The organism is Embleya sp. NBC_00896 (assembly GCF_045207785.1).
Taxonomy (GTDB): Bacteria; Actinomycetota; Actinomycetes; order Streptomycetales; family Streptomycetaceae; genus Embleya.
On sequence record NZ_CP108776.1, the window covers coordinates 6,866,669 to 6,887,104 of the forward strand.

At 73.9% G+C, this 20,436-nt stretch carries 14 protein-coding genes and 2 pseudogenes; 15 read left to right on the plus strand and 1 reads right to left on the minus strand.

Annotated elements, in window-relative coordinates; all coding sequences use genetic code 11:
• Positions 1-24: 24 nt before the first annotated feature.
• The 15 genes and pseudogenes from OG928_RS30650 (at position 25) to OG928_RS30720 (ending at position 19,103) form a co-directional block, all read left to right on the plus strand.
• Entirely contained in the window at positions 25-1,083 is a 1,059-nt protein-coding gene (locus OG928_RS30650; protein WP_406289760.1) for a methionine ABC transporter ATP-binding protein, read from the plus strand.
• A gap of 2 nt (positions 1,084-1,085) precedes the next feature.
• Positions 1,086-1,739: pseudogene (locus OG928_RS30655) on the plus strand (methionine ABC transporter permease); the annotation flags it as partial.
• Between the two features lie 57 nt (positions 1,740-1,796).
• Positions 1,797-2,618, plus strand: coding sequence for a MetQ/NlpA family ABC transporter substrate-binding protein (locus tag OG928_RS30660; protein WP_406289764.1), 822 nt, complete (start codon positions 1,797-1,799; stop codon positions 2,616-2,618).
• Between the two features lie 455 nt (positions 2,619-3,073).
• Entirely contained in the window at positions 3,074-5,140 is a 2,067-nt protein-coding gene (locus OG928_RS30665; RefSeq protein ID WP_406289767.1) for a putative cobaltochelatase, read from the plus strand.
• Between the two features lie 137 nt (positions 5,141-5,277).
• The gene (gene cobO / locus OG928_RS30670) at positions 5,278-5,892 is read left to right on the plus strand and encodes a cob(I)yrinic acid a,c-diamide adenosyltransferase (RefSeq protein WP_406289770.1); all 615 of its coding nucleotides are present in this window, start codon (positions 5,278-5,280) and stop codon (positions 5,890-5,892) included.
• Positions 5,889-7,334: a cobyrinate a,c-diamide synthase gene (locus tag OG928_RS30675; protein WP_406289773.1), complete on the plus strand. Its 1,446-nt coding sequence runs from the start codon at positions 5,889-5,891 to the stop codon at positions 7,332-7,334. Before cobO ends, OG928_RS30675 begins: the two co-directional genes overlap by 4 nt.
• A gap of 116 nt (positions 7,335-7,450) precedes the next feature.
• Positions 7,451-8,500, plus strand: coding sequence for a precorrin-6y C5,15-methyltransferase (decarboxylating) subunit CbiE (gene cbiE, locus OG928_RS30680; RefSeq protein WP_406289775.1), 1,050 nt, complete (start codon positions 7,451-7,453; stop codon positions 8,498-8,500).
• On the plus strand, positions 8,452-8,664 hold the full coding sequence (locus OG928_RS30685) for a hypothetical protein (RefSeq protein WP_406289777.1): 213 nt from the start codon (positions 8,452-8,454) through the stop codon (positions 8,662-8,664). The genes cbiE and OG928_RS30685 overlap by 49 nt, the downstream gene beginning before the upstream one ends.
• Positions 8,661-9,131, plus strand: coding sequence for a cobalamin biosynthesis protein (locus OG928_RS30690; RefSeq protein WP_406289778.1), 471 nt, complete (start codon positions 8,661-8,663; stop codon positions 9,129-9,131). Before OG928_RS30685 ends, OG928_RS30690 begins: the two co-directional genes overlap by 4 nt.
• 201 nt (positions 9,132-9,332) lie before the next feature.
• Positions 9,333-10,421 carry an Rv2231c family pyridoxal phosphate-dependent protein CobC gene (cobC, locus tag OG928_RS30695; RefSeq protein ID WP_406289780.1) on the plus strand — a complete coding sequence of 363 codons (1,089 nt, stop codon included), beginning with the start codon at positions 9,333-9,335 and terminating at the stop codon, positions 10,419-10,421.
• A 786-nt stretch (positions 10,422-11,207) separates the two neighbouring features.
• On the plus strand, positions 11,208-12,866 hold the full coding sequence (locus OG928_RS30700; protein ID WP_406289782.1) for a hypothetical protein: 1,659 nt from the start codon (positions 11,208-11,210) through the stop codon (positions 12,864-12,866).
• Between the two features lie 241 nt (positions 12,867-13,107).
• Positions 13,108-15,309, plus strand: a pseudogene (gene cobT / locus OG928_RS30705) (nicotinate-nucleotide--dimethylbenzimidazole phosphoribosyltransferase); the annotation flags it as partial.
• Between the two features lie 142 nt (positions 15,310-15,451).
• Entirely contained in the window at positions 15,452-16,675 is a 1,224-nt protein-coding gene (gene cobA / locus OG928_RS30710; protein WP_406289785.1) for a uroporphyrinogen-III C-methyltransferase, read from the plus strand.
• A 222-nt stretch (positions 16,676-16,897) separates the two neighbouring features.
• Complete coding sequence (locus OG928_RS30715) at positions 16,898-18,295, plus strand: uracil-xanthine permease family protein (protein ID WP_406289788.1); 1,398 nt, start codon at positions 16,898-16,900, stop codon at positions 18,293-18,295.
• Between the two features lie 4 nt (positions 18,296-18,299).
• On the plus strand, positions 18,300-19,103 hold the full coding sequence (locus OG928_RS30720; RefSeq protein WP_406289790.1) for a TrmH family RNA methyltransferase: 804 nt from the start codon (positions 18,300-18,302) through the stop codon (positions 19,101-19,103).
• A 402-nt stretch (positions 19,104-19,505) separates the two neighbouring features.
• On the opposite strand, the gene OG928_RS30725 is transcribed toward OG928_RS30720, so the two are convergent.
• Positions 19,506-20,384: a hypothetical protein gene (locus OG928_RS30725; protein WP_406289792.1), complete on the minus strand. Its 879-nt coding sequence runs from the start codon at positions 20,382-20,384 to the stop codon at positions 19,506-19,508.
• Positions 20,385-20,436: the final 52 nt, after the last annotated feature.

Sequence of the window (20,436 nt, forward strand, 5' to 3'; positions counted from 1 at the left end):
GCGCACCCAATCGAGGACTTCACGGTGATCCGTACCACTGCCCTGAGCAAGGTCTATCGCAGCCGAGAACGGCAGGTGACCGCGCTCGACGACGTCGACCTGCACGTACGCGAAGGCGAGATCTTCGGCGTGCTCGGCCGCAGCGGCGCCGGCAAGAGCACCCTGATCCGCTGCGTCAACCTCCTGGAGCGCCCCACGTCGGGCACCGTCGAGGTCGGCGGGCGCGACCTGACCGCCATGTCGGCCGGCCGGCTGCGGGCCGAGCGGCGCGGGATCGGCATGATCTTCCAGCACTTCAACCTGCTCAGCAGCCGCGACGTCGCCGGGAACGTCGCGGTGCCGCTGGAGATCGCCGGCGTTTCGCGGCAGGCCCGCGCCCGCCGGGTCGCGGAGCTGCTGGACCTGGTCGGCCTGAGCGAGCACGCGAAGGCATACCCCGCGCAGCTCTCCGGTGGCCAGAAGCAGCGGGTCGGAATCGCCCGCGCGCTCGCCGCCGAGCCGCGCGTGCTGCTCTCCGACGAGGCCACCTCGGCGCTCGACCCGGAGACCACCCGCTCGATCCTGGCGCTGCTGCGCGACCTGCGCGACCGGCTCGGCCTGACCATCCTGCTGATCACCCACGAGATGGACGTGGTCAAGGGCATCTGCGACTCGGCGGCCCTGATGGAGGGCGGCCGGATCGTCGAGTCCGGCACGGTGAGTGAACTGCTGAGCCGACCCCGGTCGCGGCTGGCGCGCGAGATGTTCCCGCTCGGCACGCCGGGCGTGCTCGAAGGTCGCACGGTCATCGACATCACCTTCCGCGGCGAGGAGACGGCGCGGCCGTTCATCTCCACGCTCGCGCGCACCTACAACGTCGACGTCAACGTCCTGGGCGCGGCGGTGGAGAGCGTCGGCGGCAAGCAGATCGGCCGGATGCGGATCTCGCTGGACGGCGCGTTCGAGAACAACGTCGTGCCGATCGGCTACCTGCGCGAGCAGGGCCTGCAGGTCGACCTCGTCGAGGAGGCCGCGGCAGCCGCCGCCGAGTCGGACACCGACGCCGCCGAAGCCGGTGTGGCGCTCGTGGGCAAGGAGATCTGAAGATGACCTGGTCCGAGATGCGGCCGCTGTTGGAGACCGCGACCCAGGAGACGCTGTACATGGTCGGCGTCGCGACGCTGATCACGGCGGTCGCCGGCCTGGCGCTCGGGCTCCTGCTCGTGCTGACCGATCGCGGCGGACCGCTCGCGTTCGCGCCGGCGAACAAGGTGCTGGGCCTGGTGGTCAACGTCGGCCGCTCGATCCCGTTCCTGATCCTGCTGGTCGCGCTGATCCCGTTCACCCGCTGGGTGGTCGGCACCACGATCGGCACCGACGCCGCGATCGTGCCGCTCACCGTCGGCGCCATCCCGTTCTTCGCCCGGCTGGTCGAGACCGCCGTGCGCGAGGTGGACAAGGGCCTGATCGAGGCCGCGCAGTCGATGGGCGCGAGCACGATGACCATCGTGCGCAAGGTGCTCGTGCGCGAGGCGATCCCCTCGATCATCTCCGGCCTGACCGTGACCATCGTCGCGATCGTCGGCTACTCCGCCATGGCGGGCGTGGTCGGCGGCGGCGGGCTCGGCGACCTCGCGATCCGCTACGGCTACCAGCGCTTCGAGACGAACCTGATGCTCGTCACCATCGCGGTGCTCGTCGTGCTGGTCCAACTCGTCCAATTCCTGGGCGATCTGCTCTCCCGCAGGCTCGCCCACCGTTAGCCGCGCGGCGGCGAACGGCCGTCGCGCAACGCACCACCAGGAAAGGCACTCTTCGTGCGTATCAACAAGTTCGTCGCCCTCTCCGCCGTCGCCGCCCTCGGACTCGGTGTTGCCGCCTGCGGCAACGACGACAAGAAGGGCTCCTCCGAGTCCGACCCGCTCAAGGTCGCCGCCTCCGCCGTCCCGCACGCGCAGATCCTGAAGTACATCAAGGACAACCTCGCGGCGAAGGAGGGCCTGAAGCTGGACATCAAGGAGTTCGCGGACTATACGCAGCAGAACCCGGCCCTCGACGAGGGCGCGGTCGACGCCAACTTCTTCCAGCACAAGCCGTACCTGGAGGAGTCCAACAAGGAGAAGAAGACCAGCCTGGTCCCGGTCGTGCCGGTGCACCTGGAGCCGCTGGCCCTGTACTCCAAGAACGTCAAGTCGCTCGCCGAGCTCAAGGACGGGGCGACGATCGCGTTCCCGAACGACGCCACCAACGGCGGCCGCGCGCTCAAGCTGCTCGCCGACAACGGTGTGATCAAGCTCAAGGACGGCGCGGGCACCACGGCGACCGAGAAGGACATCGTCGACAACCCGAAGAAGCTCAAGTTCAAGGCGATCGAGGCCGCCCAGCTGCCGCGCGCGCTGGACGACGTGGACGGCGCGGTCATCAACGGCAACTACGCGCTCACCGCCAAGCTCACCCCGGGCAAGGACGGCATCGCGGTCGAGAAGGCCGAGAACAACCCGTACGCGAACGTCCTGGTGGTCAAGAAGGGCAAGGAGAACGACCCGCGCGTGCAGAAGCTCGCCAAGCTGCTGAACTCGCCCGAGGTCAAGAAGTACATCGCCGACGAGTACAAGGGGAACGTGCTCGTCGCGTTCTGATCCTCCCCTTCCTGTCGCGCCGCGACCCGATCCCGTCGGGTGGCACGACGGCCCCCGCCGCACCCGCGGCAGGGGCCGTTTCGCGTTCTCGGACGTGTGAGAGGCTGGGGCCGACAGCAGGGAAGGAATCCGGCGTATCACGCGGACGACCTTCGGGCCCTGTGTCGAGGTGTGTTCGAGCCTTCCGCGATCCGCGGGAGGGGCGGACACACCTCGACGCGGGAACTTCGAAAGGCGCCGGCGCGGTGCGGTGAGCCGGAGCGGTCCCGCCACTGTGCACGTGTGCCCTCGGGCGCGCGTGAGCCAGAGACTTGCCGCTGTCCGGGGCCCGTGTCGCGGGTCCCGCCACCGACCAGGGCGTGGACACCCGAGGGAGGCCGACGGCGTATGCCTGCGTGCTTTGTGAGATCCGACGGCATATCCGACGGCACGTCGGGTGCCGTGGGGCGACGCCCGTGAGCGCCGCCTACCCCTTTTCCGCCATCGTCGGCCTGGCCGACCTGCGCCTTGCCCTGGTGCTGAACGCGGTCTCGCCCGCGGTCGGCGGCGTGCTCGTGCGCGGCGAGAAGGGCACCGCGAAGTCCACGATGGTGCGGGCCCTGGCCGGGCAGTTGCCGGCCGTGGCCGTGGTGCCCGGATGCCGGTTCTCCTGCGATCCGGCGGCGCCCGACGGGCGGTGCCCCGACGGCCCGCACGATCCGGCCGTCCCCGCTGGCACCCGCGCCGCGCGCCTGGTCGAACTGCCGGTCGGCGCGAGCGAGGACCGGCTCGCCGGCTCGCTGGACATCGAGCGTGCGCTGACCGAGGGCGTCAAGGCCTACGAGCCCGGCCTGCTGGCCGCCGCGCATCGCGGGGTGCTCTACGTCGACGAGGTCAACCTGCTGCACGACCACCTCGTGGACCTGCTGCTCGACGCGGCCGCGATGGGCACCTCGCACGTCGAGCGCGAGGGTGTGTCCGTGCGGCACGCCGCGCGGTTCCTGCTCGTGGGCACGATGAACCCCGAAGAGGGCGAGCTGCGACCGCAGTTGCTCGACCGGTTCGGGCTCACCGTCGAGGTCGCGGCGAGCCGGGAGCCGCGCGAGCGGGCCGAGGTGGTGCGGCGGCGGTTGGCGTACGAGGCCGACCCCGACGCGTTCGCGGCGCGCTGGGCGGGCGAGGACGCCGAACTGGCCGACCGGATCCTGCGGGCGCGGACCGTGCTCGCGGACGTGGAGCTGCCGGACGCCGAGCTGGAGCGGATCGCGCGCGTGTGCGCGTCGTTCGAGGTGGACGGCATGCGGGCGGACCTGGTCACGGCGCGGACCTCGATCGCGCTGGCGGCCTGGCACGGGCGCACCGAGGTCACCGCCGAGGACGTCCGGCAGGCGGCCCTGCTCGCACTGCCGCACCGGCGGCGGCGCAACCCGTTCGACGCGCCCGGGTTGGACGAGGAGCACCTCGACCAGGCGCTCGCCGACCCGGACGAACCCGAACCCGAACCCGATCCGGAGTCGGACCCGGACGGTCCCGACGGGGGCGGCTCGCCGCCGCCGGACGCGAACGGTACGGACGGCGCCGACGGGCCGGAACCCACCGACGGGCCGGCGGACGCGGCGGAGGCCCCCAAGCGCACCGAGGCCGCGCCGAGTTCCGCCCCCGGCACGGAGGACGCCCCCGTCGAGGGCGCGCCCACCGGCTCGGGCGGAGGCCGGGAACAGGCCGCCGTCGCGGCGGCCGAGCCGTTCCGCACCCGGCTGTTCTCGGTGCCCGGCGTGGGCCAGGGCGCGGCCGGGCGACGTTCGCGGGCGCGGACCGCGAGTGGGCGGACCACCGGGTCGCAGGTCGCCGCGGGCCGGGTGACCCGGCTGCACGTCGCGGCGACGGTGCGCGCGGCGGCCCTGCACCAGAAGGCACGCGGCCGCACCGGCGCCGGACTGCTGCTGCGGCGCGCGGATCTGCGCGAGGCGGTCCGCGAGGGCCGCGAGGGCAACCTCGTGCTGTTCGTGGTGGACGCGTCCGGGTCGATGGCGGCCCGCAAGCGGATGCGCGCGGTCAAGGGCGCGGTGCTCTCGCTGCTCCTGGACGCCTACCAGCGGCGGGACAAGGTCGGACTGGTGACGTTCCGCGGCGCGGACGCGTCGCTGGTGCTGCCGCCGACGTCCTCGGTCGAGATCGGCGCGGCCCGGCTGGCCGCGCTGCCGACCGGCGGGCGGACCCCGGTGGGTGCCGGACTGCTGCGCGCGCACGAGACGTTGCGGGTGGAACGGCTGCGCGATCCGCTGCGCCGGCCGCTCGTGGTCGTGGTCACCGACGGCCGCGCGACCGGTGGCCGGGACGCGCTCGGCGAGAGCCGCCGCGCCGCGCGGCTGCTGGCCGCGACCGGGGTCGCCGCGCTGGTCGTGGACTGCGAGAGCGGGCCCGTGCGGCTGGGCCTGGCGGGCCGGCTCGCCGTCGACCTCGGGGCGCCCGCGGTCACGCTCGACGAACTGGCCGCCGACGGCCTCGCGACCCTGGTGCGCGATGTCCGCTCGGTCGCCTGAACCACCGCTCGCCGCACCGACATCGACCGATACTCATCGATGTACACCGATACCAGCCGACACTCGCCTACACCCGCCGATACTCGCCTACACCCGCCGACACCCGCCGAAATCCGGCAGACACATGGGAGACCACCATGCCGCAAGGCGTTCCCACGCATGTTCCCGACGACGGTCTGACCACGCGCCAGCGGCGGAATCGGGCGCTGGTCGTCGTGCACACCGGGCCCGGAAAGGGCAAGTCGACCGCCGCGTTCGGGCTCGCGTTGCGCGGCTGGAATCAGGGGTGGTCGATCGGCGTGTTCCAGTTCGTGAAGTCGGCGAAGTGGAAGGTCGGCGAGGAGAACGTGCTGCGCACGCTCGGGCGCGTGCACGACGAGAGCGGCGAGGGCGGCCCGGTCACCTGGCACAAGATGGGTGAGGGCTGGTCCTGGATCCAGCGCGAGGGCGCCCAGGAGGACCACGCGGAGGCGGCCCGGCAGGGGTGGGAGCAGATCAAGCGCGATCTCGCCGCCGAGACCTACCGGGTGTACGTGCTCGACGAGTTCACCTACCCGATGAAGTGGGGCTGGGTGGACGTGGACGAGGTCGTCGGCGTACTGCGCGACCGGCCCGGCAGCCAGCACGTGGTGATCACCGGCCGCGACGCCGACCCGCGCCTGATCGAGGCCGCCGATCTGGTCACCGAGATGACCAAGATCAAGCACCCGATGGACGCGGGACAGAAGGGCCAGCGGGGTATCGAGTGGTGAGCTCCGCCGCCCTGCCCCGGGTGGTGATCGCCGCGCCCGCGTCCGGGCACGGCAAGACCACCGTCGCCACCGGCCTGATCGCGGCGTTCACCCGGCGCGGCGACGTCGTCTCGCCGCACAAGGTCGGGCCCGACTACATCGACCCCGGCTACCACGCGCTCGCGGCCGGTCGCCCCGGCCGCAACCTCGACCCGTTCCTGGTCGGCGAGGAGCGGATCGGGCCGCTGTTCGCGCACGGCGCGCGCGGCGCCGACCTGGCGATCGTCGAGGGCGTCATGGGCATGTTCGACGGCGCGGCCGGGCGCGGCGGGTACGCCTCCACCGCGCACGTCGCGCGGCTGCTCGCGGCGCCGGTGATCCTGGTCGTCGACGCCCGCGCGCAGAGCCGCTCGGTGGCCGCGCTGGTCCGCGGGTTCGCCGCCTTCGAGCCGGACGTGGGTGTGGCGGGGGTGATCCTCAACCGGGTCGGCTCCGACCGGCACGAACTGATGCTGCGCGAGGCGCTCGACGAGATCGGCATGCCGGTCCTGGGCGTGCTGCGCCGGCACGACGCGATCGCCAAGCCCGCCCGGCACCTGGGCCTGGTCCCGGTTGCCGAGCGGCACGCCGACGCCGTGCGCACGGTGGACGCGCTCGGCGAACTGATCGCGCGCAGCATCGACTTGACCGCCGTCCGGCGGATCGCCGCGAGCGCGGGCGCGCTGCCCGTCGAGCCGTGGGACCCCGTCCGCGAGGTGGCCGGTCGGGTGGCCGGTCGGCCCACGATCGCGCTCGCGGGCGGCTCGGCCTTCACGTTCGCGTACGCGGAGACCGCCGAACTGCTCACCGCGGCCGGGGCCGAGGTGGTCACGGTCGACCCGCTGCGCGACGAGCGGCTGCCCGCGGGCACGGCCGGTCTGGTGGTGGGCGGCGGGTTCCCCGAGGTGTACGCGGCCGAGCTGTCCGCCAACGCGACGTTGCGCGCGGACGTGGTGGCGCTGGCCGCGCGCGGCGGCCCGATCGCGGCCGAGTGCGCCGGCCTGCTCTACCTGGCCCGAACCCTGGACGGAGCGCCGATGTGCGGCGTGCTCGACGCGGACGCGCGGATGACCGAGCGGCTGACCCTGGGCTATCGCGAGGCGACGGCCGTGCACGACTCGGTGCTCGCCGAGACCGGCCGGGTCGTGCGCGGGCACGAGTTCCATCGCACGACGCTCACCCCGCGGGCGGGTCGCGACGCCGCGTGGAGCCTGGGGGAGACCGGCCTGGAGGGGCACATCGAGGGATCCGTGCACGCCTCCTACCTGCACGCGCACTGGGCGGGCGCGCCCGACCTGGCGCGCCGGTTCACGCGCTCGTGCGCGGCGGCGGTGCGCGCACCCGGCGCGCGGCCGGACCCGGCCCCGACCCCGAACGCCGGTACGCACACGGATTCGAACGAAGGAGTCACGCTCGGTCGGTGATCGGTGGAACCTCGCGCGGGGGAGCCGTCGTCGTGTCGAGTGGGGCGTCGTGCGCGGTGCCGCCGAACAACCACGCGCGGACCCTCCCCGGGGTTCGGCACGGCGAGGGGATGGCCATGGCTGATCGGGTGACCGTGATCGGGTACGACGGCGGGCCGCTGTCGACCCGGGCGGCGGAGGCGTTGCGTACCGCGACGCTGGTCGCGGGCGCCGAGCGGCTGCTCGACGCCGTCGCGGTGCCCGAGCAGGCCGAGCGGGTGCTGCTGGGCAACGTGCACGTGGCGGCGAAGCGGATCGGCGAGCATCGCGGCGTCGCGGTCGTCGTGGCGGCCGGTGATCCCGGCTTCTTCGGCATCGTGCGGGTGCTGCATCGGGCCGAGTACGGGCTGGAGTTGGAGATCGTGCCCGCCGTGTCCTCGGTCGCGCAGGCGTTCGCCCGGGCCGGGATGCCGTGGGACGACGCGCGGATCGTCAGCGCGCTCGGGCGCGACGTCCGGCGCGCGGCGAACGTGTGCCGGGCCTTCGGCAAGGTGGCCGTGCTGACCGGGTCGGGTGCGGGTCCGGCCGAACTCGCCGCGCTGCTCACGGATGTGCCCCGCACGTTCGTGGTGTGCGAGAACCTGGGCACCGAGCGCGAGGAGATCTCGATGCTCTCCGCCGAGCACGCGATCGGGCGCGAGTGGACCGACGTGGACGTCGTGATCGTGATCGGCCCGACCCCGCGCCCGGGTGCGGCGGGCGGTTGGCTGGCGGGCGAACGCCCGGGTTTCCCGGGTCCGGTGCGCGGGTGGGCGGTGGCCGAGGACGCGTACGCGCATCGCGCCGGTGCGATCACCCGCGCCGAGGTGCGCGCGCTCGTGGTGGCCCGGCTCGGGCCGCGGCTCGGCGACCTGGTGTGGGACGTCGGGGCCGGCAGCGGCTCGGTCGGCGTCGAGTGCGCGCGGCACGGCGCCGCGGTGGTGGCGGTCGAGAAGGAGGCGTTCGGGTGTGACCTGATCGCCGAGAACGCGGCCCGGTTCGGCGTCGAGGTGCGCGTGGTGCACGGCAAGGCGCCCGACGTGCTGGCGCGGCTGCCGCTGCCCGACGTGGTGTTCGTCGGCGGGGCGGGCCGCGGGCGGTGGCCGCGTGCGCGGCGCGGCGGCCCGAGCGGATCGTGGTCGCGCTGACCGAGGTGGACCTGGTGGCCGAGGTGCGCGCGGTGCTCGAACGCGCGGGCTACGCGGTGGACGGCTGCCTGCTACAGGCGTCCCGGCTGGCCCCGGTCAGCGGCGGGGCGCGGCGGCTGGACACGGTGCATCCGGTGTTCGTGCTGTGGGGAGATCGTCCTTGACGGGTCATCAGGTGTTGGTGGTCGGCGTCGGCGCGGCGCGCGGCGTGACGGCGGAGGAGGTCCGCGCGAGCGTGTGCGCGGCGCTCGCCGGCGCCGGCCTGGCGCGTGCGGCGGTCGTCGCGCTGGTGACGGTGCAGGCGCGCGTGGGCGAGCCGGGTCTGGTGGGCGGCGCGGCGCTGCTCGGCCTGCCGCTGTCCGCGCATCCGGCCGAGGAACTCGCGCGCGTGCCGGTGCCGCACCCGTCCGAGCGCGTGCTGGCCGCCGTCGGGACGCCGGGGGTCGCCGAGGCCGCCGCGTTGCTCGGCCCGGTCGCGGGCGGCGCGCCGGGCGAGTTGGTGGTGCCCAAGACCCGCGGCGTGGGCGCGCGTCCGCGCTGTACCGTTGCCATCGCGGCACATTCGGACAGCGCCTGGGCGGGGGTGGCTCGGCGGGTGGCGAACGAGCCGTCGCATCAACAAACGACGTGACGGGTGCGAGGGTGGCCGGACTCGGGCGCGGAACGATCGGTTCCGTACGAAGAATCGATCGGAAATCGCCGGCTCGTGGTCAACGCCGGGACCCCGGGCGTCGGAGCGGGCACCATCACCACCATCATGGACACGAACGACACGGGCGGGGCAGGGGCACGGGGCAGGGGTACGGGAACCACGGACATGGGCAATGACGCGATGACAGGACTCGATGGGCCGATCCCCGACGAACGGGACGGCACGACGAGCGCGGTCGCCGAACAGGACGTGGATCTGCGCCATCACGGCGACTCCGAACTCGGGCCCGGTCTGGTGGATCTCGCCGTCAACGTCCGGCTGTCCGCGCCACCGCCGTGGCTGACGCGCCGGCTCGTCGCGAGCCTCGCCGACCTCGCCGCCTACCCCGACACGCGCCGGGCGCGGGCCGCGATCGCGGCACGACACCGGCGACCGATCGCCGAGGTATTGCCCACGGCGGGCGCCGCGGAGGCCTTCGTCCTGCTCGCCCGGACGCTGACCCCGCGGCACGCGGTGGTCGTCCATCCGCAATTCACCGAACCCGAGGCCGCGTTGCGCGCCGCGGGCCACACCGTGCACAGGGTCGTCCTCGACGAGAAGGACGGCTTCACGCTCGACCCGGCCCGGATCCCCGACGAGGCGGATCTGGTCGTACTGGGCAACCCCACCAACCCGACCTCGGTGCTGCACCGGGCCTCGACGATCGCCGCGCTCGCGCGTCCCGGCCGGATCCTGGTGGTGGACGAGGCGTTCGCCGACACCATCCCCGGCGAACTCGAAAGCGTGGCCGAAAGACGCGACCTGCCCGGCCTCGTCGTTGTGCGAAGTCTCACGAAAACCTGGGCGTTGGCGGGACTTCGAATCGGTTACGTCCTGGCTTCCCCGGATCTGGTGCGCATCCTCACGGACGCTCAGCCGTTGTGGTCGGTGTCGACACCGGCGCTGATCGCCGCCGAGGCGTGCTGCACGCCGGAGGCGCTCGCGCAGGCGGAGGCGTTGGCCGTTACGCTCGCGGCTGACCGTTCGTACCTCGTGGAGAGGTTGCGCGCGGTTTCGGGGATGCGACTACCGGTCGCTCCCCGGTCCTCGTTCGTGCTCGCGCGGATCGAGGGGGGCCCGGAGATCCGCGAGCAGCTGAGGGAGCGAGGCTACGCGGTTCGGCGGGCCGACACCTTTCCGGGCCTCGGTCCGGACTGGCTTCGGATCGCGGTGCGGGATCGTGCCACGACGCTGGCCTTCGCGGCTGCCCTGGAAGGAGTAGTTACATGAGCGAAGCCGACGAGCGCCGACCTGCTGGGGAGGGCTTGGGCCCTGTCCCGGCGAGGCACGCCGCCGGCACCGGTCCGGTTGGGGAGCCGGCCGGTCCGTACCCGTACGACGATCTGGACGACGAGGACTCGCTGTTGATGCCGGGGCCACAAGCAGGCTGGGCCGATCCGAACGTGCCGACGCCGGCCGTGCCCGGGATGTCCCTGGCCGACCGGATGGCGGCCGCCGGTGACGGTGCGTCGGGGCAGATCCAGGTACCGCCGGTCGAGCAGGCGTACGACGCCGTGCCCGGCCCGCAGTCCGGCATGTTCGCCGCGATGGTGCTCGACGAGCCGGAGCAGCAGCAGGCGGAGGTCTACCCCCCGCCGATGACGGCCGGTCAGATCCCGTATCCGCCGGGACCCATGACGCCGCATCAGGAGGTTCCGCAGCCGGTCCAGGGCTTCGGCCCGGGGGAGTACGGGGCGCCGCAGGGCGTCGCCGAGCCCTACCCGGCGCCGGCCCAGGCCGTGCCGCAACAGGCGCCGGTGCCGCAGGCGGTGCCCGTGGTGCCGCCCGCCGCACCGCAGTTCGCACCGCTTCCGCCGCTTCCGCCGGCGCCGCCCGTCGCCGCCGCGCCGGCGGCCGATCCCGAGTACGCCTCGGGCGTTTCGGCCGGCCAACCGACGGTGCCGCCGCAGGCGCCGCCCGTGGCGGAGCCCGCCACCCCGCAGGCCGCCGTGCCGGGCACGGTTCCCGAGCAGCCCGGGGTGACCGGGGTGACCGGTGGCCGGCTGCGTCAGGCGCGTGCGCGCGGCGCAGAACGCCGACCAGCCGCAGCAGTCCGACGAGCCGGTCGGCGGCAACCCCGCCGACACGCCGCCGTTCCCGGTGGCCGCCGCAGTGCCGCAGCGCACGACGCTGCCGCCGCGCAGGCAGCGCCGGGTGGGACGCGGTCCCGTTCCGCCGCAGCAGACCGGCCCGCACAGCGGCGCGCACCCGGTGGGCGACGCCGTGAACACCGGCATCCCCGCGCAGTCGTCGGGGCCGCAGTTGGCGCCGCCGATGCCCGTACAGGTCGCGCCGCCGGCACCGACTTCGCCGCCGGCCGCGCCGGTCGTCGAATCGGCCGCACCGACCCCGCCGCCCGCGGCGCCGGCCCCCGCGCCGGTGCAGGGCGTGACCGCGCCGGCCATACCGCAACCGTTGCCCGGAGTGCCGCCACAGGCCGCGCACCCGCGCCGGGTCCAGGTCGCGCCGGACGCGGTCGTGAGCGCGCTGGCCGCGCAGACGGCCGCGGCCCGGCTCGCCGCACCGCCGGCCGAGGCCGCGGCCTCGGCCGCGCCGGTTGTCGCCGAGGCGAACGTTGTAGAGGTACCCGCCGGGCCGACTGCCGTGGCGGACACGGCTGTTCCGGCACCGCCGGTCGCGGCCGAGCCGTGGCCGAACCCGCCCGTGGCGCCGACGGCCGAGGCCGGCGAGTTCGCGGCGGTCGTGGCGCCGGTGGAGCAGGTCGAACAGGCGGAAGCAGCGGAGGCGGTCGCCGACTCCGGCGCCGCGCAGGCGGTCGTCCGGGTCGCCCCCCAGCCGGCACCCGATGTCGTGGCACCCGCCGCGGTTCCCGCGCCGGCCGAGTCGGGACCGCCCGCGCAGCCGGTGGTTCCGGTCGTGCCCGACGGCACCGGTGCCCGGCGGCGCAAGCCGGACCCCGAGCCGGCCGCGCTGCCCGAGCAGGGCGGAACTCCCGTCGTCGCGACGCCGATCGGTCCGGTCGTGGCGCCCGAGGCGGCGCCGACCGCGCCGCCGGTCGAGACCGTGGTCGTCGAGGCGGGCGCGGCATCGGCCGAGGTACCGGTCGCCGCCGCATCGGCCGAGACCCCCGTTGTCGAGCAGCCGGCCGCGGTCGAGCCCGTCGTCGCGCCGGTGGCGGAGGCCGTTCCGGCAGCCGAGGCCGTGCCGGTCGCGGTGCCGGCTCCGGTGGAGTCGTCGGCACCGGTCGAGTCGGGCGCGCCGCAGGTCGCTTCGGACGCGGGCCGGCCGATGCGTCGGCCGCGCCCGTCGAGACCGCCGCCGCACAGGCCGCCGAGCCGGTCGCCCGGCCGGTCGCGGCAGGCGACGCCGTGCCGGCGTCGGGACAGGTGTCGGTTCCGGCAGAGGCGGAGGCCGCGGCCGAAGTCGCGGCCGAGGCCGAGTCGGTCCCGGTCGAGCCGGTGGTTGCCGTACCCGTCGCCGAGCAGGCGAGTGGCACGCAGGTCGCGGTCGAGACGGCGGCTGGGCCGAGCGATGCCCCGGTGCGGCCCGAGGTGCCGAGCGCCGGTACGGAGTCGGCCGCCGAGGCCGCGCCGGCCGACGCCGTGCGTCCGGTCGGGCCCGACGCGTCCGCGCCGGCCGCGTCCGCGCCGGTTCCGGAGGCCGTTCCGGCACGGGTCGTCGCGGCGGAGGCCCCGGTGGCCGAGGCCGTCGTGACGGAAGCCCCCGCCGCGAAGCGGCCGTCGCCCCGCCCGTCGCCGAAGCGATCCCGGCCGACACCCCGGCCGACGCGCCGCGGTCCGACGCGGCGCCCGAACCGGTCGAGGCCGCGGCCGAGTCCCAGCCCCCGGCCGTCGCGCCCGAGCCCGTCGAGCCCGAGCCCGTCGTGGTCGTCCCCGGCGACCCGGCAGATCCACGTACGTCCGACGAAGGCACCACCATGCACGGCCCGCACGTCACGCCCACCCCCGAGCCGACCCCGCAACCCGCGACCGCGACCGGCGAGATCCCCAGGATTCCGCCGCCCCCGGCCGAGCCGGTCGGCGCGGTCACGGACGGTCCGTCGCCGGTCGAGCAGGTCGAACCGGTCGAGCCGGTTGCCGCGGTCGCCCCGGCCGAGCCGGAGGCAGCCCCTGCGACCCCGGATGTCGAGGCGAGCCCGCAGACCCCGCCGGCCGAGGCCGACGCGGCCGAGGAGACCCCGCAGGCCTCGCCGACCGCCGTCACGGTGCTGCTCCCCGCGTCCTCCGTCGCCGCCGAGCCCGCGCCGCCCGCAGCCCCCGAGGTCGCGGCCCCGGAGTCGCCGGCGCAGGCTGTACCGATGCACGCGGAGAACGAGAACCCCACCGCCGAGGCGGCCGAGGACCCGGCGGAGGCTGCCGAGGCGGCGGAGGCCCCGGACGTCCCCGAGGTCGAACGCGGCCCCGCGGCCCCCGGCTACGACGACGCCTCGCGCGAGGCGGTCCACCGGGTCATGCGCGAGCGGCGCGACATCAGGGTCGGCTTCCGACCCGACCCGGTCCCGGACGACGTCCTGGTCCGGGTGCTGGAGGCCGCGCACGCGGCGCCCAGCGTCGGCTACTCGCAGCCCTGGGACTTCGTGGTGATCCGCTCCGAGGAGACCCGGGTCACCGTCCAGGAACTGGCCCGGCGGCAGCGCGAGGCGTACGCGTCCTCGCTGCCCAAGGCCCGGGCCAAGCAGTTCCTGGAGATAAAGGTCGAGGCGATCCTGGAGACCCCGGTCAACATCGTGGTCACCGTCGACACGACCCGCGGCGGCCGGCACACGCTCGGCCGGCAGACCCAGCCGCAGATGGGCCCCTACTCCAGCGCGCTCGCGGTGGAGAACCTCTGGCTCGCCGCGCGCGCCGAGGGGCTCGGGGTCGGCTGGGTCAGCTTCTTCGACGAGCGCGAGCTGGCGAAGGCGCTCGGCCTGCCCGATCACATCGACGTGGTGGCGTACCTGTGCGTCGGCTACGTGGACGCGTTCCCCGAGGAGCCCGAACTCGAGACCTCCGGCTGGGCCAAGGCCCGGCCGCTGTCCTGGGTCGTGCACGAGGAGACGTACGGTCGGCGCGGTCTGCCCGGCGAGGAACCGGTCAGCCTGCTCGACGAGACGCTGCGCTCGGTCCGCCCGCTCGACGCCAAGTCGCTCGGCGCGGCCTGGGAGCACCAGCGGAACATGACCAAGCCGCCGGGCTCGCTCGGCATCCTGGAGACGATCGGCGCGCAGTTGTCCGGACTCGCCCGGACCTTCCCGCCGCCGGTCCCCGAGCCCGCCGCCGTCGCGGTCTTCGCCGGGGACCACGGCGTGCACGCGCAGGGCGTGTCGCCGTGGCCGCAGGAGGTCACCGCGCAGATGGTGCGCAACTTCCTCGCGGGCGGCGCCGTGGTCAACGCGTTCGCCAAGCAGGTCGGCGTCGAGGTCTGCGTCGTGGACGTCGGCGTCGCGACCGAGCTGCCGAACGCGACCGGGTTGCTCCCGCGCCGGATCCGTCCGGGCACCGGGGACATGACCCAGGGCGCCGCGATGACCCGCGACGAGGCGATCGCCGCGATCGAGGTCGGCATCGAGGTCGCGCGCGACCTGGTCACCGCCGGCAACAGGTGCCTGCTCACCGGCGACATGGGGATCGCGAACACGACCGCCTCCGCCGCGCTGATCTCGGTGTTCACCGGCGTGGACGTCGCCGAGGTGACCGGGCGCGGCACGGGTATCGACGACGCGACCCACCGCCGCAAGATCGAGGTCGTCAAGGCCGCGCTCGCGCTGCACGAACCCGACCCGGGTGACCCGATCGGCGTACTGGCGGCCATCGGCGGTCTGGAGCACGCCGCGATCGCCGGCTACATCATCGGCGCGGCGGCGCTGCGCGTGCCGGTCGTGCTCGACGGCGTGATCGCGGGCGCCGCGGCCCTGGTCGCGCAGGCCATCGCGCCCGAGGCCGTCCAGGCGTGCGTCGCGGGCCACCGATCGGCCGAACCCGGCCACGCGGCGGCTCTCGCGAAGCTGTCGCTGCGCCCACTGGTCGAGCTGGAACTGCGGCTCGGCGAGGGTACGGGTGCGGTCCTGGCCCTGCCGCTGGTGCAGAGTGCGGTGCGCGTGCTGCACGATGTGGCCACGTTCGATTCGGCGGGAGTCAGCGGCAAAACCGACTGATTCTCGACCCCCGCCCACAGCGGGTGAAGGGCATCTCCGCCACGATGGAGTGGCAGAGGTGCCCTTTCCGCGCGAAAAATGCCCCCGCAGCACCCCGTCCCACCTGGATAAGCACCCCGCCCCACCCGGAAATGTGAGAACGATGTCCCGTCTTCCTGGTCCTCCCGCCTACCCCGCCGGCCTGCGCCTCGAGGGCCGCCGCGTCGTCGTGGTCGGTGCCGGCACCGTCGCCCAGCGCCGACTGCCGGCCCTGCTCGACGCCGGCGCGGACGTCCTCGTCGTCGCGCCCGAGGCGACTCCGGCGGTCGAGGGCATGGCCACGGGCGGCGAACTGCGCTGGACCCGGCGCGCCTATGCGCCCGGCGACCTGGACGGCGCGTGGTACGCGCTGGCGGCGACCGACGTGGCCGAGGTCAACGAGGCGGTCGCGGCGGACGCCGAGGCGCTGCGGGTGTTCTGCGTGCGCTGCGACGACGCGTCGCACGCGAGCGCGTGGACGCCCGCGAGCGGGCGGCACGACGGGCTCACCGTCGCGGTGCTCGCGGGCGGCGACCCGCGTCGCGCGGCCGGCGTCCGGGACCGGATCGTCGAGGGCCTGCACGACGGTTCGCTCGCGGCGCGCAAGGAGCGTACGGGCGGTGTACTCCCCGGGGTGGCCCTGGTCGGCGGTGGCCCCGGCGACCCCGACCTGATCACCGTGCGCGGCCGGCGCCTGCTCGCCGAGGCCGACGTGGTGATCGCGGACCGGCTCGGCCCGCGCGCGCTGCTCGGGGAACTGCCGCCGCACGTCGAGGTGATCGACGCGGCGAAGATCCCGTACGGGCGCGCGATGGCCCAGGAGGCGATCAACGACGCGATGATCGAGCACGCGAAGGCGGGCAGGTTCGTCGTGCGGCTCAAGGGCGGCGACAACTACGTCTTCGGACGCGGCTTCGAGGAGGCGCTCGCGTGCGCCGAGGCGGGCGTGCCCTGCCAGGTCGTACCGGGCATCACCAGCGCGATCTCGGTGCCCGCGATAGCCGGTATCCCGGTCACCCACCGGGGGGTGGCGCACGAGTTCGCCGTGGTGTCCGGGCACGTCGCGCCCGACGACCCGCGCTCGCTCGTGGACTGGGCGGCGCTGGCCCGGCTGCGCGGGACGCTGGTCCTGCTGATGGCGGTGGAGCGGTTGGGGCCGATCACGGCGGCGCTGCTGGCGCACGGCCGGGCCGGTTCGACGCCGGTCGCGGTGGTTCAGGAGGGCACGATGGCCACGCAGCGCGTGCTGCGCACGACGTTGGCGGCGGCGGCCGAGGCGGTCGCGGCCGAGGGGCTGCGGCCGCCGGCCATCGTGATCGTCGGCGACGTGGTGGCGCTCGCGGACTAGGGCCGTCACGGCGCTGGTGCCGTCACGGCACCGGGTGGGCGGCCGGCGGCCCGCCTGTCCGCAGGCGCCGGCCGGGCTTGATCGACCCGGCCTTCGGTCGAGCCGGCCGCAAACCCCGCCCGGGCTCGGTGAAGTTCGTTCTTCGGCTTGGTGTCCGCAAGCGCCGAATGGGCTGCGGCCATCTATGAGTTTGTTCATTTGTATGTCTACAAGGAGATACCGATGGGGCTCGGTCTCGGATGGAAGCTGCACGGCGACGGGGGAACCCCGGGGCCCGGTGAGGTGGTTCGGCCCGACGAGCGACTGTCCTGGGGGCGGACCACCGGGCTCGGCGCCCAGCACGTGGTCTCCATGTTCGGGGCCACGTTCATCGCCCCGATCCTGATGGGCCTCGACCCCAACCTCGCGGTGATGATGTCCGGCGTCGCGACCATCCTGTTCCTGCTCATCACGCGCGGGAAGGTGCCCAGCTACCTGGGCAGCAGCCTGTCCTTCGTCGGCGTCGCGGCCTCGATCAGCGCGGCCGGCGACAGCATCGCGGACCTGACCGGTGCCATGTGCGTGGTCGGCGCGGTGCTGTGCCTGGTCGGCGTCGCGATCCACGTGCTCGGCGCGCAGGTGGTGCACGCCGCGCTGCCACCGGTGGTCACCGGCGGCGTCGTGATGATCATCGGCTTCAACCTGGCGCCGGTCGTGGCGAAGTCCTACTGGCCGCAGGACCAGTGGATCGCGCTCCTGACGATGACCTTCACCCTCGTGGCGATGGTGATCATGCGTGGCTTCTGGTCCCGGATCGCGGTCTTCCTCGGGCTGGTGTTCGGCTACCTCCTGTCCTGGGTCGCCGACCTGATCTTCGGGAAGGTGCACTCGGCCGACGGCTCCGGCACGGTGGTCGACCACTGGCGGGTGAACTTCGACGGGGTCCGATCCGCCGACTGGGTCGGCGTGCCCACGATGCACTCGCCCGACTTCAAGACGTCCGCGATCCTGCTCGCGCTGCCCGTCGTGGTCGCGCTGATCGCCGAGAACGCCGGACACGTCAAGGCCGTCGCCCAGATGACCGGCGACGACCTCGACCCGCAGATGGGCCGGGCGATCGCGGCCGACGGCGCGACCACGATGCTCTCCACCGCGGTCGGCGGCCCGGCCACCACGACCTACGCCGAGAACATCGGCGTGATGGCCGCGACCCGGGTCTACTCCACGGCCGCCTACTACGCCGCCGCGCTGTTCGCGATCCTCTGCGGCCTGTGCCCCAAGTTCGGCGCGATCGTCGCGGCCACCCCCGGTGGGGTGCTCGGCGGCATCACGGTGATCCTGTACGGCATGATCGGCCTGCTCGGCGCCAGGATCTGGATCGAGAACCGGATCGACTTCGGCAACCCACTCAACCTCGTCCCGGTCGCGGCCGGCGTCGTGATCGGGATCGGGAACGTGTCGCTCGAGATCACCGACGACTTCCAACTGGACGGCATCCCGCTCGGCACGATCGTGGTCATCGTCGCCTACCACGGGCTGCGCCTCTTCGCGCCGCCGTACCTCAAGGGCGAAGCGCCGCTCCCGGACGCCGCGGCGGTCGAGGCCGACGGCGAGGGCCCCACCAAGCCCCTGGGACACTGACGCCGTGCCCGTCATCACGCTCGACGACCCCGCGGACCCGCGCCTCGTCGACTACACCGACCTGACCGACGTCGAACTGCGCCGCCGCCGCGAACCGGCCGAGGGGCTGTTCATGGCCGAGGGGGAGAAGGTCATCCGACGCGCCATCGGGTCGGGATACCCGATGCGGTCCATGCTGCTCTCGGCGCGCTGGATCGAGACGATGGCGGACGTGATCGAGGCCGCGGACGTGCCCGTGTACGTGGGCGACCCGGAGATAGTCGAGCGGGTGACGGGCTATCAGGTACATCGCGGCGCGCTCGCCTCGATGGCGCGCAAGCCGCTGCCGGCGGCGGTCGACATCGTCGCGGGGGCGCGGCGGGTCGCGGTCCTGGAGGGCGTCAACGACCACACCAACGTCGGCGCGATCTTCCGCGGCGCGGCGGCGCTGGGCATGGACGCGGTGCTGCTGTCGCCGGACTGCGCGGATCCGCTGTACCGGCGCTCGGTCAAGGTCTCGATGGGGGCGGTGTTCTCGGTCCCGTACGCACGCCTGGAGCGGTGGCCCGGTGGGCTCGAGGTGCTGCGCGAGGAGGGTTTGACGCTGCTTGCGCTGACGCCGGCCGAGGGGTCGGTGGCGCTGAACGAGCTGCCGGCCGCGGATATCGCGCGCTGTGCGTTGATGTTGGGGGCCGAGGGGCCGGGGCTGACCGTGAAGGCGTTGGGGGCGGCGGATCGGCTGGTGCGGATTCCGATGTCGCACGGGGTTGATTCGCTGAACGTCGGGGCGGCTGCGGCTGTCGCCTTCTACGCGGTTGCCTTCGGCTGAGGCCGGCCTGCGGCTCGGCCTGCGGCCCGCCTTGTCCTCAAACGCCGGACGGGCTGGGTTGGGTTGGGTCGGCCTGTGTGGGTTGTCCTCAAGCGCCGGACGGGCTGGGTTGGTTGGGCGAGGTGGGTTGGGTCGGCCTGTGTGGGTTGTCCTCAAGCGCCGGACGGGCTGGGTTGGTTGGGCGAGGTGGGTTGGGTCGGCCTGTGTGGGTTGTCCTCAAGCGCCGGACGGGCTGGGTTGGTTGGGCGAGGTGGGTTGGGTCGGCCTGTGTGGGTTGTCCTCAAGCGCCGGACGGGCTGGGTTGGCTGGGTGAGGTGGGTTGGCTCGGCCTGCGGCCCGCTTTGTCCTCAAGCGCCGGACGGGCCTGGGTCGGCTTGGGTGGGATGGGTGGCTTTGGTTGGCTCAGGCTTTGTTGCGGTCGGAGGGGGACGCGGCTGAGCGTTCGATTTCGTTGATCGAGTGGGTTTGGTACAGCGGGGGGCGCTGTTCGACGCGGCGGCCGCGCATGCGGCGTTCGCGGATTTCGGTGCCCCGGGCCCAGATGTGCCGGCGGACCAGGTCGCCTTCGTGGTACCCGGGGCCGGCCAGGCGGTTCGGGGGCTCGGCCAGGGACTCGATCTCGCGGCGCGCGGTGCGGGCCGCGCTGACCCGGCGGCGGTAGTCGTGGAAGATCTGGAACTCGTAGCGGTCCAGGTATTCGTACGCCATCGGCGTCCCGACCGACGTCTGCATGCTCGCGATCGTCACGGCCTCGCGCATCAGCGCCCCGGCGTCCCCGGGCAGGGCCAACAGGCCGTCGTGCGGCGGATGATGCGCCTTGCGCTTGTGGTGGTAGTACGCGTAGCCGTTCCACGGCGGCGCCGGATGGCGCTCCCACCACGCCTCCCGGTCGGCGAGCGCGGCGTCCAGGCCGTGGGTCTGCCAGCGCACGGTCCCGTCCGGCGGGCCGAACGAGGGCAGCAGTCGGCGCAGTTCGCGCGCGGCCCGGCCGCCGAACGGCGTGCGCTCGGGCGTGAAGAGCACGATCGGCACCGAGGGATCGGCCTCGAACGGGGTCGGGTCCAGGAATCGGCGGTCGATCACCACGAGGGTGTTCTCGCGCGGCTGGTAGGCCAGGCCCCACAGCAGGCGCGCGAACAGCTGCGCCCCGACCCGGCCGGACAGCACGTGCCACGTGTCGTGGAAGTGGTTGACCGCGAATCGGACGGTGGTGGAGGGTCGCAACGTGATCAGCGTGTACGGCCGTCCGTCCAGGTAAGCGACGGTCCGATGCAGTTTCATCCGATCACTCACGTCCCGTTTCGGGGCCGATCGTGGTCGTTTGTACGTTTGG

Excerpts from the sequence above, each read along its gene's own strand:
- cbiE (WP_406289775.1), top strand. The coding sequence starts at position 7,451 with ATGGCTGATCGGGTGACCGTGATCGGGTACGACGGCGGGCCGCTGTCG.
- OG928_RS30715 (WP_406289788.1), top strand. The coding sequence starts at position 16,898 with ATGGGGCTCGGTCTCGGATGGAAGCTGCACGGCGACGGGGGAACCCCG.
- OG928_RS30725 (WP_406289792.1), bottom strand. The coding sequence starts at position 20,384 with ATGAAACTGCATCGGACCGTCGCTTACCTGGACGGACGGCCGTACACG.
- cobA (WP_406289785.1), top strand. The coding sequence starts at position 15,452 with ATGTCCCGTCTTCCTGGTCCTCCCGCCTACCCCGCCGGCCTGCGCCTC.
- cobC (WP_406289780.1), top strand. The coding sequence starts at position 9,333 with ATGACAGGACTCGATGGGCCGATCCCCGACGAACGGGACGGCACGACG.
- cobO (WP_406289770.1), top strand. The coding sequence starts at position 5,278 with ATGCCGCAAGGCGTTCCCACGCATGTTCCCGACGACGGTCTGACCACG.